Here is a 16719-nt window from a genome sequence, read left to right on the forward strand (position 1 = left end):
ATTTAAGAAAGCAAAAAAACCTAGGAAAAGTCGAGAAACTTTTTCTGGGTTTTCTTTTTATTATTTATTGTTAATCAGTGAAAAGGGTTAAACATGTCAGAACTTCCTTGTTTACCTGACATCTGCATCATCATTTGTTGCTGTCTAATGCGCTCTGCTTCCTTATTCGTATTGATAGAAATAACAAGAAAGATAACCCAACCGATGAATGTCCATCCTAGAAGAAAGGATAGGATAAAGATTGGCCATTTTTTATCGGTTTTATTTAGAAGAGCTGGTAATATTTGAAGTACTACCAAGGGTAAAGAAATGATGATGGAGAGAAAAGCCGTGAGCAAGCCGCCACTAAGCTCATCACTGGCAATTCCAAAGAGTATCATTGCAAGAGCCCAGAGGATAACTGGGATAGAAGCGATGGCTATCATGATGAGGTTTGTTTGAGACTTACTTTCGTGTTGCGTCCAAGTCTCGTTAAAGTTATGATTTGGATGTTGGAAGGTAGCATTAGTCTGACTTGACGCGGGGCTAGTATTTGGTAAATCCTGTAGTTCCTCTAAGTTGGTATCAGCTAGTGGTTCTTCAGCAACATCATAATTGTCAACATCATTTTCGGCAGTTTCTACAGTGTCTTTTTGTGGGACAGTTTTTGTTATTTCGACAGTTGGTTTGGGAGTTTCTCGGACAAACTCGCCTTTCTGAGCTGCTTCAGCCATTTCTTGAATACTTGGATTACGACCATTAACTGCTTGGAAAAAATCAATCCAATCTTGTTGTTTCATGTGTATAACCTCCAGATAACTTGATTATAAAAATGTTGATAATTACAATTATAGCAATAGTGTAAGGGGACGGCAATGGGAATCGAATAAGAGTGTTTGCTTTATTTCCTAATAATCTTCTTATCACTAAAGATGGGAAAGAGAAAGAAATAGGTTAGGATATAGACCACTAGAGGATATATCAGTGGATTATAGTTCCAGGCTCCTTGCCAATCTAGGTGTAAGAGTCTAACACTAGCGCGTGTTAGGCCTGCGCTCCAACCTTTAAGGCCAAACGGTCTTAGGATTAAACTGAGTGGTGTTGGAAGATGTAAAAGGTAGACTCCATAAACTGCTACTGAAACTAAGAGATATAATCTAAAAAAACGCTGGTGGTAGGCCCACAAGCGTGTAAAATAGTTTTTCATTAGCCAATAACTGCAAAGAGTTTTTGAGCGTTTGATTGGCGAGTAGCATCCATGATGAGGAATAAGTCAACGATTGACCAGATACCACATCCACCACACGTCAAAAGTTTACCAACACCGAGACCAATTTGTCCTAATAGAAAGCGGTCAATTCCAAGAGTCCCACCTAGAAGTGAAATAATCAACAACATTGTTGGATCTTGGAAGCTGATTGAGTAAAGCATTGAAAGTTGTTGCTCAGGAAGTGCTTCAAGACGTTGACGGATGTACTGCACTTGTTCTGCTGGAAAATACTTGGCATTGATAGCTAACCATTGATCTGCTGGATTCATAATTAAATACTCCTCTAATTTATATGATATGTAAAGCTTAACATAATGTCCAGGGAGATTCAAGGTGGTCAAGGCTTTTGAGGTCAATAAAAGCAACTTATTTGCAAGCTTCCACTGTGTCATAACTAGAGGATCATTAGGATAATCCTTTCGCACTATGCTTGAGAATGAGCCTACTTCTATTATTTGTGATTTCTCAACCCTTGTTCAAAACTGTCTGAATTCGCCTTAACAGTGATTTTTTCGAGTGTTAAGGGATGGGTGAAACTAAGAGTGTGGGCGTGGAGCATGAGTCGAGATGCGGTTCGGTGGCTATAAAGAGGATCCCCCAGAATGGCATGTCCATGGTGGGCCAGATGCACACGAATTTGGTGGGTCCGGCCGGTTTTTAGTTGGCAATTGACCAGACTAGCTCCTTTAAAGGTTTTGAGGCGTGTGACGGTTGTATAGGCAACCTGCCCTTTTCTAGGATCAACCACCCGTTTTCTACGATCATGGCGGTCGCGTCCAATCTTGTCATTGTACACAGTCTCCTTGGTTTGGAATTTACCTTCAGCTAATGCCCAGTATTGACGCTGAATCTTCTTATCTTCCAAGAGTCGATTGAGAATTGGCAGGATAAACGGATTTTTTGCAAAGAGGACAGCCCCACTGGTTTCCATGTCTAGTCGATGAACGACGTAACAGGTTTGCCCACAATAGGCTGAAACATGGTTAAGTAGAGCAATTTCCGTGGGTTCATTACCATGCGTCTTCATTCCTTCAGGCTTATTGACCACGATGAGATGAGGATCCTCATAGAGAGGTTCTACTAAACTGGCATTTCCCACAGGGATAATTTTTTCAGGGTAGTCCTCCCGGTCAAAGGTCAGGCTAATCTTATCGCCTTTTTCAACAGAACTCTGCCAATTAATAGCTTCTCCATTGATGAGGACGTGCTTTTTCGTGCGTAGGAAATGACGAATCTTACGAGGAATGAGGAGCTTAGTTTCTAGCAAGTCTTTGACAGTCGTTGCAGGATAAGGATTGATAATTTCTACGTGTAAAGTCATGGTTTCATTATATCATGAACGTTTAAAAGAGGACAGAATCTGTAAAAACTTGGTATAATAAGGTTATGACATTTTTTGATAATCTAAAAAACAAACTTTTTAAAGAAGAAACTAGCGGAAAGAGTAAGGAATCCCAGCCTGCTGGAAAATCGAAGGATTTACAAGATAAGATAAAGGGATTGTTCGCTAAGAAACCTGATGAGGTTGAACAAGCCGTTGAAGACTTGGATATGTCTCAGGAAAGTCAAGAGACGTCACGTTATCAACGTTCTAAGCAAAAGAAACCTATTGATAGCACCAAACCCTTAGGTAAGGTTCAGGCGTTCTTGAGCAAGTTTACGCTTTCGCCAAGAAATCCTATTCGCCGTTTCTGGCGTCGCTATCATATTGGGAAAATTCTCTTTATCATGCTAGCTGTGCTGGTTCTGACAGTAGGTTCCTACCTTTTCTATATTGCCAAGACGACCAATGTTTCAGACCTTCAAGATGCCTTGAAAGCCACTACGGTTATCTATGACAAAGAAGGCAATCAAGCTGGTTCTTTGTCAGGGCAAAAAGGGACCTATGTGGAACTAGACGCTATTAGTGATAGCTTGGAGAATGCTGTCATAGCAACTGAGGACCGTACCTTCTATAAAAATAGCGGGGTTAACGTCAAGCGATTCCTCCTGGCTATTGTATCCATGGGGCGCTTTGGTGGTGGTTCAACCATTACCCAACAGTTGGCTAAAAATGCTTTCTTGACTCAAGAACAGACTGTTACTCGTAAGGCCAAGGAATTCTTCCTCTCTTTGGAATTAACCAAGAAATACAGCAAGCAAGAAATCCTTACTATGTACCTCAATAATGCCTATTTCGGAAATGGGGTTTGGGGTGTTGAAGACGCCAGCCAAAAATACTTCGGGACAAGTGCTGCCAATCTAACCGTTGATGAAGCAGCGACCCTCGCTGGTATGCTTAAGGGACCTGAAATTTACAACCCAATCGATAATATCCAAAATGCGACCAACCGTCGAAACACTGTCCTCGCCAACATGGTTGATGACAAGAAGTTGAGTCAAGCAGATGCCGACAGTGCGGCTGGAGTTGATATGGCTAGTCGCCTGGATGATACCTATCAAGGGACTGGCGATGACTACAAGTATCCGTCTTACTTTGATGCTGTTATTGAAGAAGCTACGAAAACTTATGGTTTGAGTGAGGATGAAATCGTTAAAAATGGTTACAAAATCTACACAGAGATGGATGCCAACTCACAAGCTAATATGCAACAAACCTACGAAAATACCTATCTCTTCCCTACATCAGAAAGTGACGGTAGTACAGCACAGTCAGCTAGTGTGGCACTTGATCCAACAACTGGAGCGGTACGTGGTCTAGTAGGTCGTGTGGGTGGTACTAGTGATACAACCTTCCGTAACTTTAACTATGCAACTCAAGGGAAGCGTAGTCCTGGATCGACCATCAAACCTTTAGTGGTCTATGCCCCAGCTCTGGCTTCAGGATGGAGCATCAATAAGGACCTTCCTAATAAACCAATCGACTATAACGGCTATACTCCAACCAACTACGGTGGTGTTGAGACAGAGGATGTGCCCATGTATCAAGCTTTGGCCAACTCCTACAATATCCCAGCAGTTTACCTCTTTAATCAAATCGGTATTCAAAAGGGGATTAGTTACGGTCAAAAATTTGGTCTTAACTTTGACAATGTTCCGGAAGAACTTGGAATTTCACTTGGTGGTGGTGTGACAGCCAGTCCTCTTCAAATGGCTCAGGCTTATGCGACCTTTGCTAATGGTGGTGAGATGAATACAGCTTATTTCATCACTAAAATTGAAAATGCTAGTGGTGATATCATTGCTACCCATAGTAAGAAGTCTAAACGTGTTATCAGCCAGTCAGTAGCTAACCAGATGACTAGCATGATGCTTGGTACCTTCTCAAATGGTTCCGCTGTGAATGCCAACTACACGGGTTACACAATGGCAGGTAAGACAGGTACTGTTCAGGCTGAATTCAACAAAGATTTGACTAGTGACCAGTGGGTGATTGGTTATACTCCTGATGTGGTCATGACGACCTGGATTGGTTTTGATAAGACTGACGAAAGTCACTACCTAACAGGAGCTAGCTCGGGAACAGCTTCGACGATCTTCAGCTATATCGCTGCGGATGTTTTACCAAATACACCAGGTACTGAGTTTACTGTTGAAAATGCCTATGCAGCTGATGGTCAAACCCTAGACTATACGGCAGATCCAAATGACTCACGTAATAGTAGTAACAAGTCATGGACAGATAAGGCATCAGATGTTGTGAATGACGTTAAAGATCAGGCAAGTAGCCTATGGGATAAGATTACAGACTCCTTCTCAGGTCTGTTTAGATAGCTTGTCAATTGCACCTAAAAGTGGTAAGATAAAAAGAACGGAGGCGTTATGGCACAGAAAAAAGCAAGCCTGGCGTGTGCTGAATGCGGGAGCCGAAACTACTCAATTAATGTGAGTAACACTCCCAAACCAACACGACTAGAAGTTAACAAATTTTGTAAACATTGTAAAAAATACACCTTGCATAAGGAAACAAGATAGGAGACACCGTGAGACAAACTGGAAGTATTTTCAAAGTCTTGAAAGACACGACTTGGCCAGACCGTAAACAACGCTGGCATGATTTTATTTCAGTTCTTGAGTATACTGCGTTCTTCACTGTCATCATCTATGCGTTTGATGAATTGTTGAGTCGCGCTATGTCAGCACTGATTAACTTTTTCTAAAGAAAACACAAAAAGAGTGGGAATGCCTGCTCTTTTTTGTTATAATAAATGCAGATAAAAGCGAGAACAAGGGCCATCAGGCTTTTTTATTACGCTTTGAATTAAACCCTAGGCATTCATTTACATTTAACACTCGAGCCTTGAGGAAAGATGGTCAATGGTGTTTAAATGTCATTTAGAAAAAAGAAAGGAATCCTAAAATGCTAGATTCATTCGACAAGGGCTGGTTCGTCCTTCAAACGTATTCAGGATACGAAAACAAAGTTAAAGAAAACCTTTTGCAACGTGCTCAAACTTATAATATGCTTGAAAATATCTTGCGTGTTGAAATCCCAACTCAAACTGTCAATGTTGAGAAAAACGGTAAAGTTAAAGAAGTGGAAGAAAACCGCTTCCCTGGTTACGTTCTTGTTGAGATGGTAATGACAGACGAAGCATGGTTCGTTGTCCGTAATACTCCGAACGTTACTGGTTTCGTTGGTTCTCATGGTAACCGTTCTAAACCAACACCACTTTTGGAAGAAGAAATCCGTCAAATCTTGATTTCAATGGGTCAAACAGTTGATGTCTTTGATACTAATATCAAGGTTGGTGATGTGGTTCAAATCATTGATGGTGCCTTTATGGGTCAAGAAGGCCGTGTTGTAGAAATTGAAAACAACAAGGTTAAAATCATGATTAACATGTTTGGTTCAGAAACAGCTGCTGAACTTGAACTTTACCAAATCGCTGAACTTTAAGATGGATAAAAAGAGGTTGGGATAAGAGACTTCAACCTCGAAAGACTATCTCATTAAACTTGAGGGAGAGGCTAGAAGCTAGATTTTTAAAATTTAGTTCTGTGTCACTCCCTTTTTTCTAACGGATGATGATGAATTACAAACGATTTTACGATAGGATTAGCACTCCTTTGCGTTCTTACGCTAAGGTTTTAGAAGGCTTGAACAAAATTATAACTAGGACTTTTTACCTGCTTTTTCCTATATTTCTTATTTGGGTTTGGCTAAGGGGTGGTTGGTTTATTCTCTCTACGACAGTGCTTATTATGGGGGGAGGCTTTTTCCTTCTTTCTCTTGGTCGTAGTCTCTATAATCGACCGCGTCCATACCAGACTTGGGCTATCCAATCCCTTATTAAGAAGGACAGTCTAGGCAAGTCCTTTCCCAGCCGGCATGTTTTCTCAGCGACTGTTATTGCTATGTTGGCGCTGACGCTTAACCCCTGGCTAGGTGGGGCTATGCTTTTTCTGGCGGGTGCTCTAGCTCTTTTGCGCGTGCTAGGTGGTGTTCACTATCCTAGTGATGTTTTAGCAGGCTATGTCATTGGAATCCTTGTGGGTCTTCTTCTTTACCTATAGAAAATCTAGTCCTTCTTTGAAAGAGGAGGGCTTTTTTCGTTGAAAAAAGAAAGCTACCTCTGGGCACCTTTCTTTTTGTTCTAAAATTCGAGTTGGCAATTAAAGGCTGTTCCCACCATTAGATATTGGTTTAGTTTAGGACATGTTCTGTAATAGCTTGAGCCACACCATGTTCATCATTTGAAGTCGTTACTAAGTTTGCAGTTTCCTTAACCCCTTCAGGTGCATTGCCCATAGCAATTCCCAGGCCAGCTAGAGCCAGCATAGGACTATCGTTGAAGTTATCTCCGATTGTCATGACTTCTTCAAGAGGAAGGTCGTAATATTTGGCAACCTCGATGAGAGCGTGTTCTTTAGAAACATGTTTGGCTGTGACTTCAAGATAGTTATCTTTGGATAAGTAGAATGCTGTCTGTGTAAAATCCATGCTTAGGAGTTTTTGGTGGAGGTCCTGAATAACTTCAGGCTCATCAATCAACAAAAGCTTGTGGATAGGAGGCTCTGAATCTGAGACCGTGTCTTGCAGCTCCTTAATAATAGGAGATTCACCCGTGATGCTTCCTTCCAACTGAGACCATTTGTCTAGTTTGTTGGTAATCCAATCCTTGCCAGAGTAGATATTCACAGAGACACTTGGATAATCTGTGGATAAGTAGCTAAGAAGTTCTTGAATTTCAGCTTTATCCACAGGGTGTTGGATGATAGTACGGTCGCCCTCAAGTACTAAGGCGCCGTTGTAGCAGGCGATGGGATTGTCATGAAGTCCCAGTTTGTGAGCGATTGGTTGCATCCCTAGTGGAGAACGGGCAGAAGCTAAAACAAAGGGAATATTTGCCTTTTCAAGCTCTGGCATTACCTCAATCAGTTGTTCATCCACCTGGTGGTTACTAGTGAGAATAGTGCCATCAATGTCACTGATAATCAAACGGATATTACTCATAGTCGCTATCCTTTCCATCATATAAAATCGTTACTCTGTCTTTAAGGGCTTCGACCAAATCAGGATCAGGTTTTTTATCTGTAATCCAGTAGTCAAAGTCTTTAATCTTACCCAAGATATATTTGGAATGTTTTTCATATTTATCAGATTCAGCAATAAGAATCTTGGTTCGGGCAGCCTGCATGGCCAGTTGCTTAACAGCAACATCCTCCTCGTCCTCATAACTGACCACTCCTTGATTGAGACTAGCCGCTCCAAAGAAGGCTAAGTCAAATTGTAGATGTTGCAAGAGCTGGGCTTCGTGAAGCGAATAGTAGAAGCGGTTTTTACTGTAAAATCTTCCTCCCAAGAGATGGAAGTCAACGCCTTCTTTGCCACTTAGGACCAAGGCGTTGTCCAAAGAGTGGGAGTAGACAGTGACCTTCTTAGTCAATTTTTGTGAGACTTCAAGCATCAAGGTAGAGACATCGAAAAAGAGTAGAGATTGGTCTTTGACCAAGCTAAGCGCTAGGTCTGCCATTTTTTTCTTGTCTTCAGTGAGTCCTTTCTGACGTTCTTGGAAGCCTAGAACAGTGGTATTTTTAACTGGAAGAATGCCACCATGGGTACGTTGAGCCAGATTCCTCTGGCTGAGACAGTCGAAATCTCTTCTGACAGTGTCTTTGGAAACTCCTAATTCATCGACCATTTCCTTGACAGATAGGTTTCCCCTCTCTTCCAGGAGTGTTAATATTTTCTCTAATCGTTGCTCCTGATACATGAGTCACCTTCTTTCTGATACTAGTATAGCATCTTTTTGCTTTTTCACAATACAAAAGCGCAAAAAAACTTAAAAAGAACGAAAATAACGCAAAACAGACTCAGGTGAATTTGCCTTTTAAAGTTCCCTTATCATCTTTAAAAATCCCTCAAAAATGCTATAATAGAAGCATTACGAATATTGGAGAGAAACCATGAGTTTTTACAATCATAAAGAAATCGAGCCTAAGTGGCAAAAATACTGGGCTGACAATCACACTTTTAAGACAGGAACAGACGCCTCAAAACCTAAGTTTTATGCGCTTGACATGTTCCCTTACCCATCTGGAGCGGGTCTTCACGTAGGACACCCAGAAGGATACACAGCGACTGATATCCTCAGCCGTTTCAAACGTGCACAAGGCTACAACGTCCTTCACCCAATGGGATGGGATGCCTTTGGTTTGCCTGCAGAGCAATACGCTATGGATACAGGGAATGACCCGGCGGAATTCACAGCGGAAAACATTGCCAACTTCAAACGCCAAATCAATGCGCTTGGCTTCTCTTACGACTGGGACCGTGAAGTCAATACTACAGATCCAAACTACTACAAGTGGACGCAATGGATCTTCACCAAGCTTTATGAAAAAGGCTTAGCCTATGAAGCAGAGGTACCAGTAAACTGGGTTGAAGAATTGGGAACAGCCATCGCCAACGAAGAAGTCCTTCCTGATGGAACATCTGAGCGTGGTGGCTATCCAGTTGTCCGTAAACCAATGCGCCAATGGATGCTTAAAATTACTGCCTATGCAGAGCGCTTGCTCAATGACTTGGATGACCTTGATTGGCCAGAGTCTATCAAGGACATGCAACGCAACTGGATTGGTAAATCAACTGGTGCCAATGTCACCTTCAAAGTGAAAGGAACAGACAAGGAATTCACCGTCTTTACCACTCGTCCTGATACTCTTTTTGGTGCAACTTTTACTGTCTTGGCTCCTGAGCATGACTTGGTAGATGCTATCACAACACCTGAACAAGCTGAGGCTGTAGCTGATTACAAACACCAAGCTAGCCTTAAATCAGACTTGGCTCGTACAGACCTTGCCAAGGAAAAGACAGGGGTTTGGACTGGCGCTTATGCCGTAAACCCTGTCAATGGTAAAGAAATTCCAATCTGGATTGCCGACTATGTTCTTGCTAGCTACGGAACAGGTGCTGTTATGGCCGTACCTGCCCACGATGAACGTGACTGGGAATTTGCTAAACAGTTTGATCTTCCAATTGTAGAAGTGCTTGAAGGTGGCAACGTTGAAGAGGCTGCTTACACAGAAGACGGCCTTCACGTCAACTCTGACTTCTTGAACGGTCTTAACAAAGAAGAAGCGATTGCCAAAATCGTGGCTTGGTTGGAAGAAAAAGGATTTGGTCAAGAAAAAATCACTTACCGTCTTCGTGACTGGCTCTTTAGTCGTCAACGTTACTGGGGTGAACCAATCCCAATCGTTCATTGGGAAGATGGCACTTCAACAGCTGTTCCAGAAAGTGACTTGCCACTTGTCTTGCCAGTAACCAAGGATATCCGCCCTTCAGGTACTGGTGAAAGCCCATTGGCTAACTTGACAGACTGGCTTGAAGTGACTCGTGAAGATGGTGTCAAAGGTCGTCGTGAGACGAATACGATGCCACAATGGGCAGGTTCAAGCTGGTACTACCTCCGCTATATCGATCCACATAACACAGAAAAATTGGCTGATGAGGATCTACTCAAACAATGGTTGCCAGTCGATATCTACGTGGGTGGTGCAGAACACGCTGTGCTCCACTTGCTTTACGCTCGTTTCTGGCATAAATTCCTCTATGACCTCGGTGTCGTTCCAACTAAGGAACCATTCCAAAAACTCTTTAACCAAGGAATGATCTTGGGAACTAGCTATCGTGACCACCGTGGTGCTCTTGTGGCGACTGACAAGGTTGAAAAACGTGATGGTTCATTCTTCCACATGGAAACAGGGGAAGAATTGGAGCAAGCACCGGCTAAGATGTCTAAATCCCTCAAGAACGTGGTGAACCCAGACGATGTGGTGGAACAATACGGTGCTGATACCCTTCGTGTCTATGAAATGTTCATGGGACCACTTGATGCTTCAATCGCTTGGTCTGAAGAAGGTCTAGAAGGAAGCCGTAAGTTCCTCGACCGTGTTTACCGTTTGATCACAAGTAAAGAAATCGTTGCGGAAAACAATGGCGCTCTTGACAAGGTTTATAACGAAACGGTTAAATCTGTCACAGAGCAAATCGAGTCTATGAAATTCAACACAGCCATTGCCCAACTCATGGTCTTTGTCAATGCAGCTAACAAGGAAGACAAACTCTACGTGGATTACGCCAAAGGCTTTATCCAATTGATCGCTCCATTTGCGCCTCACTTGGCAGAAGAACTCTGGCAAACAGTGGCGGCAACAGGTGAGTCTATCTCTTACGTAGCTTGGCCAACATGGGACGAAAGCAAATTGGTTGAAGACGAAATCGAAATCGTTGTTCAAATCAAAGGTAAAGTCCGTGCCAAATTGATGGTCGCTAAAGATCTTTCACGCGAAGAGTTGCAAGAAGTAGCTCTTGCTAACGAAAAAGTCAAAGCAGAGATCGATGGCAAGGAAATTGTGAAAGTAATTAGTGTACCTAATAAACTCGTTAATATTGTCGTTAAATAACGAGTTTATTAGCCTTATCTGCTACCTTCAACAGTCCACTGGACTATTGAAGCCGAATAAACTTGTTAACATCGTTGTTAAATAAAAATGAATCCTTCGGAGCTAGGCTCTGGAGGATTTTTTACTCTTCTTGACAAGAAAACGATATTTTGTTAATATCATTAACAAAAAGAAGGAAACTATGAATAAGAAAGAACTGCAGAAGTTTAATAATCGTTTTAACAGCTTTGTCTTAGCCTTTGAACGGTTGAAAAAGAATCAGCATAGAAATAGTATTGATAAATCAATCACTATTAATGAAGTCCATTTGATTGACCTGATAGGTCGAAATCAGCCTGTGAATCTAGTAAAATTATCTGAGTTACTTGAAGTATCAAGGAGTGCCGTTACTCAGAGTGTTAGACGTTTAACCAAGAAAGACCTCGTTGCTTTTGAATTTGCACAGGATAATGAAAAAAATAAATATCTGATATTATCCAAAAAAGGGGTTGACGTTTTTAACGTCCATAAAGAGCAGCAAGAACATATTGAAAAAACCATTTTTTCAGTTTTAAGAAACTATAGTGAAGAGGACCTTCAAATGGTTATGAAACTGATGGATGATGTTGAACAGGTATGGCGAGAATTACCGTGGTAAAAATCACGGTAATTTTAAAACTACATTGTTAATCACATTAACAAAAAAAGAGGAAGATATGAATATACAAATTGAACTTATCTCAGAGTCTGAGTTAGCAGACGAATCTTTTAATATTGTCATCAATGGCTTAAAACCAAGAGAAACATATCGAGTCGAGATGTACCTAACTGATTATTATTGTATCAATGCCCCCATGCTTTTAGCTCATGATGGTTTATGGAGATCAACAGGGATTTTTGTATCAGATAAGAATGGTATTATTGATATGTCACAAACTCCATCTTGTTCTGGCTCTTATGAAGGCATTTCAACAATGGGACTATTTTCTAATGCAAAGCCCTTGACCAATAAGAAAAAGAAGCTCCCAACCTCTCTTTCTAAAATTCCTTTACTAGATCGGTTTTTTGTGGAAATCAAAATTATGCAAGGAAATACTGTCATTGCAGAGAGAACTTTCACAAGATATTACATGATTTCGCAAATTAGTCATAAAGATATTTACGGGAGATATTTTCAAGGGAGACTCTTCTATGATAAAAAGGCAATAAAAACACCAGCATTGATTATTGTGAGCGGTAGTGAAGGACGGATTGAAAAGGCCCAGAATATAGCTCAGCTTTTATCTTCTAGAGGTTATATTTGTTTAGCAGTTGCCTACTTTGGTTTAGAGGGGTTGCCAAAACATTTGGAACGTATTCCTTTAGAGTGCCTTGTGGAAGCAAAGGATTATCTACGTCAGCATCCTCAAGTAGATAGTGAAAGAATTGGAATCTATGGACGGTCTAAGGGAGCAGAGTTAGTTTTAGCTGAGGAGAGCATTTTTAATGACGTTCAATGTTTGGTACTAAATTCACCCTCTGATGTGGTGTATGAGGGGATAAAAGGAAAATGGAACTCCCATACTTCTTCTTGGACGTATTTGCAAAAAGAACTTCCTTATCAAAAGTTTCGACTTAGAGATTATCTGTTCAGCAAACTTTTAAAAAAATCCTTCCCTAAAGATTGCTCTGCTAGGATAGATATTGGTCAAATGCACTCACCAATCTTATTACTCGGAAGTACTGTTGATGAAATATGGGATGCCTCGTCAGCAATAGACAAAATTGTCTCACATTATAAAGGCCACCACATTACATTTAAAAAATACCATGAAACAGGTCACATGTTGACAGTAGCTTATCAACCCAATCATCGCTATCGAAAAGATTGGCGTTTACTGATGAAAGAGAGTAAGGATTCTTGGTTGGCTACGATTCATTTTTTTGATAGGCATTTGAAGAAGCAATACTACAAATCCTATGGAAATGATATAAAAAGTAATTCATTCCCCCTTTTGATGGGTTCTCATAGTGAGAGATTGTGTTACTGTCTTACTAGCAATTAAAGTTGAAAGTCAGTTTTTTCTTTTTTATTGGGGAAATTGATTTTTATGAAAAACACTGTTAATCTCTTCCATCCCTCCACTTGGACTCTCATTTTGACCACTTATCCCCAAAAGCCGTTTTTTAAACGGCTTTTTTGCTAGACTGGTTCTATCAAAAGGAGAGAGAACATGATATTACAAGCTAAAAACATAAGTAAACGGTATGGAAATCATTTAGCCGTAAACAATATTCACTTACAGTTTGAAAAGGGAACGTTTAATGCGATTCTAGGACCAAATGGGGCGGGGAAATCAACGACGATTTCCATGTTGATTGGTTTGAAACAACCAACGCAAGGTGAAATCATCTATGAACCCGGTACTAAAATTGGTGTGGTCTTCCAAACCAGTGTTTTAGATGAGATGCTGACGGTTAGGGAAAATCTGACCATTCGTGCGAAACAGTATAAAGGCTTAAAACCCGATCGTGTGTCTGATCTCATTGGTCGGCTAGGGCTATCAGCTTTTCAAAAGCAGAAATATGGGACGCTTTCAGGTGGCCAAAAGCGTCGGGTTGACATTGCACGTGCTTTGCTCTCACAACCAGATATTCTGTTCTTAGATGAGCCAACGACAGGTTTGGATATCCAAACTCGGAAGTCTATTTGGGATTTGCTCTATCAATTGCAGAGAGAAGAGGGGATGACTGTTGTACTGACCACGCATTATCTTGACGAAGCGGATGAAGCTGATCTGATTTATATTGTGGACCATGGAAAAGTGATTGCTCAGGGATCAGCATTAGATATTAAGAGTCAGTATGCAAAAAATATCTTGAAAATTCGTTTCAAGGAGATGCAGCAGATAGAAAGTCTTAAAACTTCGGGAATGTCAGTAGAGCAACAAAGTCAATTGGAGTATGTTTTTCAACCCGAGAGTGAAAGGGAAGCCATTGATTACCTGGCACAAGTTAGAGATAGAATAGCCCATTTTGAGTTTCGTCCCGGGACCATGGATGATGCCTTTATTGCACTTACAGGAAGGGAGGTTCGCTAATGCTAGCCTTACTAAAGCGAAATTTTTTATTGTACTTCAGGAATCGTTCAGGAGTTTTCTTCTCCTTGTTGGGAGCCTTGATTTCCTTTATTCTCTATATTATTTTTCTTCAAAAAAATCTAACAGATGCTTGGGCTCAGCTCCCCAATAGTGGTCCTTTGTTAAATAATTGGTTGATGAGCGGGACGCTGGCTGTGACAGGGATAACGACGAGTCTGGCCGCACTGACTCAGTTGGTAAAGGACCGTGAACATCAAGTAGATCAGGATCTTTATTTATCGAATCATGGGAAATGGCGGTTACCGTTTTCGTATCTAGCGAGTGCAATCATCATTTCTTTTGCCATGCAGGTCCTTATGTATGTGTTGATGTGTAGCTATTTTAGAGAAGTGCCAAAATTATACATACTACCTGAAGTGCTCCTCATTATGATGCTTAGTAGCCTGCTTTCTAGCTTAGTGAATGCCATTTTTGTTTACTTTTTCCAATCCGTAGACAGTCTTGGAAAGTTTGCGACCATAGTGGGGACAGCTTCTGGTTTTTTGGTAGGAACTTATGTACCTTTGGGCGTTTTACCTGATTTTGCACAACTACTAATGAAATGTACCCCAGCAACTTATATTGCTGCACTTTATCGACAAGTCCTCATGAAAGAAACATTAAGTGAGACCTTTAAAGGTCAAGATAACCTTCTTCAAGAGTTTCAAGAAAAAATGGGCATTCAGCTCAAGTGGCAAGGTTTATTGACAAAGGAAAATACTTACCTTATAGTGTTAGGAGGTATTCTTCTAGCAAGTATTCTTTGGATTATTTTAGTGAAAAGAACTAGTCAGAAAAAATAAGTGAGAGTTGGAATAGGAATGAAACTTCGTTTTGAAGAAAAATCGGATATTTCGGCAAAGGATCCCTGTGTGGTCATCCAAGCAGAGCGATTGTCTGATCAAGCACGAGAGGTAATGGATTATCTCGAACAATTTTCAGTTGTAAATCAAGTGGTGATTCCTATTAAAACGGATGATCATTTGGTTATGGTAAAAATTGACGATATTATCCTAGCTGAGATTGAGAAGAATGTGTTAACGATTTATACCGTAAACAATACCTATACGATGAGAGAGACACTGACAAACTTTCAGCATCGCATCAACCGTCGAAGTTTTTTACAGATATCACGTCATGCTGTTATGAATATAGACCATTTGGAGTCCCTATCAGATAGTTTTTCTGGCAATATGATGGCTAAAATGACAGGTGGAGTGAAGTCCAGTGTCAGCCGAAAATATGTCAAATCCTTGATGGATTATTTAGGGGTGTAGGAGGAACCAATGAAACGTTTAATTGCTTATTTTGTATCCGGCGTGAGAACGGGATCGTTCTTTTACCTTGCACTCCTTTTACTTGGTCAATTATTTCCGCAGCTTATCTATCCCAAAGTTAGTGTTGGGAATATTTTAGCCCTCTTTATGATGAGTGGTTTGATGGGAATGCTCTCGTGGATTTTGGAAGAGCTTGACCGCATGTCGTACAGACTTAGAGTAATCTTGCATTTCTTGTTGACGGCGATTGTACTTACACTGACTTGCCTACTATCAGGCTGGTATGAGGCTTTAACGAACCCTGCTATCTGGATTGTTTTCATTTCCGTTTATAGTATTATCTGGCTTTATCTCATTTGGCAAATGCATATGAGAACACAGCGTATTAATCAAGCTTTACTACATCGTCGAAGCCAGAAAAAGAAAGAAAAGTAATAAATTATAGTAAACTTCAAAAATACTCTTTTTCCTCTTGACCCTCACGCCACGTCATAGCCTATACTCTTAATCAGAGAGGAGTTCTAATGAAATCTGTAAAAGAAGTGAGCCAACTATCAGGTGTCAGTGTGCGCACCCTTCATTATTATGACGAAATTGATTTGCTGAAACCGTCAGTTGTGGCTGAAAATGGTTACCGTTACTATAATCGCGATGCGGTTGTCCGTTTGCAAGAAATATTGCTTTACCGTGAGTTAGACTTTCCTCTCAAAAAAATTAAGGAAATCGTAGGTCAACCAGGTTATGACAAAGTTCAAGCACTTAGGGATCAGATTAAGCTCTTAGAGCTGAAAAGGTCCCGTTTAGAAGCCGTAATAGCTCATGCCAAGGCCTTACAAATGGAGGAAGAAGAAATGTCATTTGAAGCATTTGATCAAAAAGCTGTGGAAGCCTTTCAGGAAGAAGCTCAGGCTAGATGGGGTCAGACAGAAGCTTATCAAGCTTTCGCGGCTAAGGAAGAGGAGTCCTTCCCTGAAGTTACAAAAGAGATGACTGCAATCATGTCTACCTTTGGACAGCTCAAGGAGTATAATCCTGGGGATGATAGTGTTCAGGAGCAAGTAAAGGTGTTACAAGACTATATTAGTCAGCATTTTTATCCATGTGACCAAACGGTATTAGCTGGTCTCGGTCAGATGTATCAAACAGATAATCGCTTTTCTAGTTTTATTGATAAAGTTGGAGGAGCAGGGACTGCCACTTTTCTCGCAGAAGCTATTCGTATTTATTGTCAATAAACTAAAGC

18 protein-coding genes and 1 pseudogene are annotated in these 16719 nt (G+C 40.9%); 13 read left to right on the top strand and 6 right to left on the bottom strand.

The window, feature by feature from the left end; translation table 11 throughout:
- Positions 1-74 precede the first annotated feature (74 nt).
- The 4 genes from PCY16_RS03555 to PCY16_RS03570 form a co-directional block, all read right to left on the bottom strand.
- On the bottom strand, positions 75-779 hold the full coding sequence (locus PCY16_RS03555) for a superinfection immunity protein (protein ID WP_145516998.1): 705 nt from the start codon (positions 777-779) through the stop codon (positions 75-77).
- Between the two features lie 101 nt (positions 780-880).
- Positions 881-1186: a DUF2752 domain-containing protein gene (locus PCY16_RS03560; protein ID WP_145516997.1), complete on the bottom strand. Its 306-nt coding sequence runs from the start codon at positions 1184-1186 to the stop codon at positions 881-883.
- Positions 1186-1518: a TM2 domain-containing protein gene (locus PCY16_RS03565; protein ID WP_045769224.1), complete on the bottom strand. Its 333-nt coding sequence runs from the start codon at positions 1516-1518 to the stop codon at positions 1186-1188. Before PCY16_RS03565 ends, PCY16_RS03560 begins: the two co-directional genes overlap by 1 nt.
- 182 nt (positions 1519-1700) lie before the next feature.
- Entirely contained in the window at positions 1701-2570 is an 870-nt protein-coding gene (locus PCY16_RS03570) for an RluA family pseudouridine synthase (protein ID WP_195413346.1), read from the bottom strand.
- A gap of 65 nt (positions 2571-2635) precedes the next feature.
- Between PCY16_RS03570 and pbp2a the strand changes: the two genes are divergently transcribed.
- From pbp2a to PCY16_RS11230, 5 genes are all read left to right on the top strand, one after another.
- Positions 2636-4963 (top strand): penicillin-binding protein PBP2A, encoded by a 2328-nt coding sequence (gene pbp2a, locus PCY16_RS03575; protein WP_195413347.1) that lies wholly within the window; start codon positions 2636-2638, stop codon positions 4961-4963.
- Positions 4964-5011: 48 nt separating this feature from the next.
- Complete coding sequence (gene rpmG / locus PCY16_RS03580; RefSeq protein ID WP_081051369.1) at positions 5012-5164, top strand: 50S ribosomal protein L33; 153 nt, start codon at positions 5012-5014, stop codon at positions 5162-5164.
- 8 nt (positions 5165-5172) lie between these two features.
- Positions 5173-5349, top strand: a complete 177-nt coding sequence (gene secE, locus PCY16_RS03585; protein WP_002883656.1) for a preprotein translocase subunit SecE — start codon at positions 5173-5175, stop codon at positions 5347-5349.
- A 200-nt stretch (positions 5350-5549) separates the two neighbouring features.
- Positions 5550-6089, top strand: a complete 540-nt coding sequence (gene nusG, locus PCY16_RS03590) for a transcription termination/antitermination protein NusG (protein ID WP_002883644.1) — start codon at positions 5550-5552, stop codon at positions 6087-6089.
- A 128-nt stretch (positions 6090-6217) separates the two neighbouring features.
- On the top strand, positions 6218-6706 hold the full coding sequence (locus tag PCY16_RS11230; protein WP_145516993.1) for a phosphatase PAP2 family protein: 489 nt from the start codon (positions 6218-6220) through the stop codon (positions 6704-6706).
- 130 nt (positions 6707-6836) lie between these two features.
- Here PCY16_RS11230 and PCY16_RS03600 read toward each other — a convergent pair whose 3' ends face one another.
- Positions 6837-7646 carry a Cof-type HAD-IIB family hydrolase gene (locus tag PCY16_RS03600; RefSeq protein WP_155164412.1) on the bottom strand — a complete coding sequence of 270 codons (810 nt, stop codon included), beginning with the start codon at positions 7644-7646 and terminating at the stop codon, positions 6837-6839.
- Positions 7639-8406, bottom strand: a complete 768-nt coding sequence (locus PCY16_RS03605) for a DeoR/GlpR family DNA-binding transcription regulator (protein ID WP_195413348.1) — start codon at positions 8404-8406, stop codon at positions 7639-7641. The genes PCY16_RS03600 and PCY16_RS03605 overlap by 8 nt, the downstream gene beginning before the upstream one ends.
- A gap of 193 nt (positions 8407-8599) precedes the next feature.
- Here PCY16_RS03605 and leuS point away from each other — a divergent pair, with 193 nt between their 5' ends.
- The 8 genes and pseudogenes from leuS (at position 8600) to PCY16_RS03645 (ending at position 16711) form a co-directional block, all read left to right on the top strand.
- Positions 8600-11101 (top strand): leucine--tRNA ligase, encoded by a 2502-nt coding sequence (leuS, locus tag PCY16_RS03610; RefSeq protein ID WP_195413349.1) that lies wholly within the window; start codon positions 8600-8602, stop codon positions 11099-11101.
- A 181-nt stretch (positions 11102-11282) separates the two neighbouring features.
- Entirely contained in the window at positions 11283-11738 is a 456-nt protein-coding gene (locus PCY16_RS03615) for a MarR family winged helix-turn-helix transcriptional regulator (protein WP_195413350.1), read from the top strand.
- A gap of 58 nt (positions 11739-11796) precedes the next feature.
- A pseudogene (locus PCY16_RS03620) lies at positions 11797-13026 on the top strand (acyl-CoA thioesterase/BAAT N-terminal domain-containing protein); the annotation flags it as partial.
- Between the two features lie 267 nt (positions 13027-13293).
- Complete coding sequence (locus PCY16_RS03625; protein WP_195413351.1) at positions 13294-14160, top strand: ABC transporter ATP-binding protein; 867 nt, start codon at positions 13294-13296, stop codon at positions 14158-14160.
- Complete coding sequence (locus PCY16_RS03630; RefSeq protein WP_195413352.1) at positions 14160-15002, top strand: ABC transporter permease; 843 nt, start codon at positions 14160-14162, stop codon at positions 15000-15002. The genes PCY16_RS03625 and PCY16_RS03630 overlap by 1 nt, the downstream gene beginning before the upstream one ends.
- Before the next feature lie 18 nt (positions 15003-15020).
- Entirely contained in the window at positions 15021-15476 is a 456-nt protein-coding gene (locus PCY16_RS03635) for a LytTR family DNA-binding domain-containing protein (RefSeq protein WP_014633848.1), read from the top strand.
- A 9-nt stretch (positions 15477-15485) separates the two neighbouring features.
- Positions 15486-15911: a DUF3021 domain-containing protein gene (locus tag PCY16_RS03640; protein WP_014633849.1), complete on the top strand. Its 426-nt coding sequence runs from the start codon at positions 15486-15488 to the stop codon at positions 15909-15911.
- 89 nt (positions 15912-16000) lie between these two features.
- Positions 16001-16711: a MerR family transcriptional regulator gene (locus PCY16_RS03645; protein ID WP_183137066.1), complete on the top strand. Its 711-nt coding sequence runs from the start codon at positions 16001-16003 to the stop codon at positions 16709-16711.
- Positions 16712-16719 lie beyond the last annotated feature (8 nt).

This window comes from Streptococcus sp. SS4, assembly GCF_030440125.1.
Lineage (GTDB): Bacteria > Bacillota > Bacilli > Lactobacillales > Streptococcaceae > Streptococcus.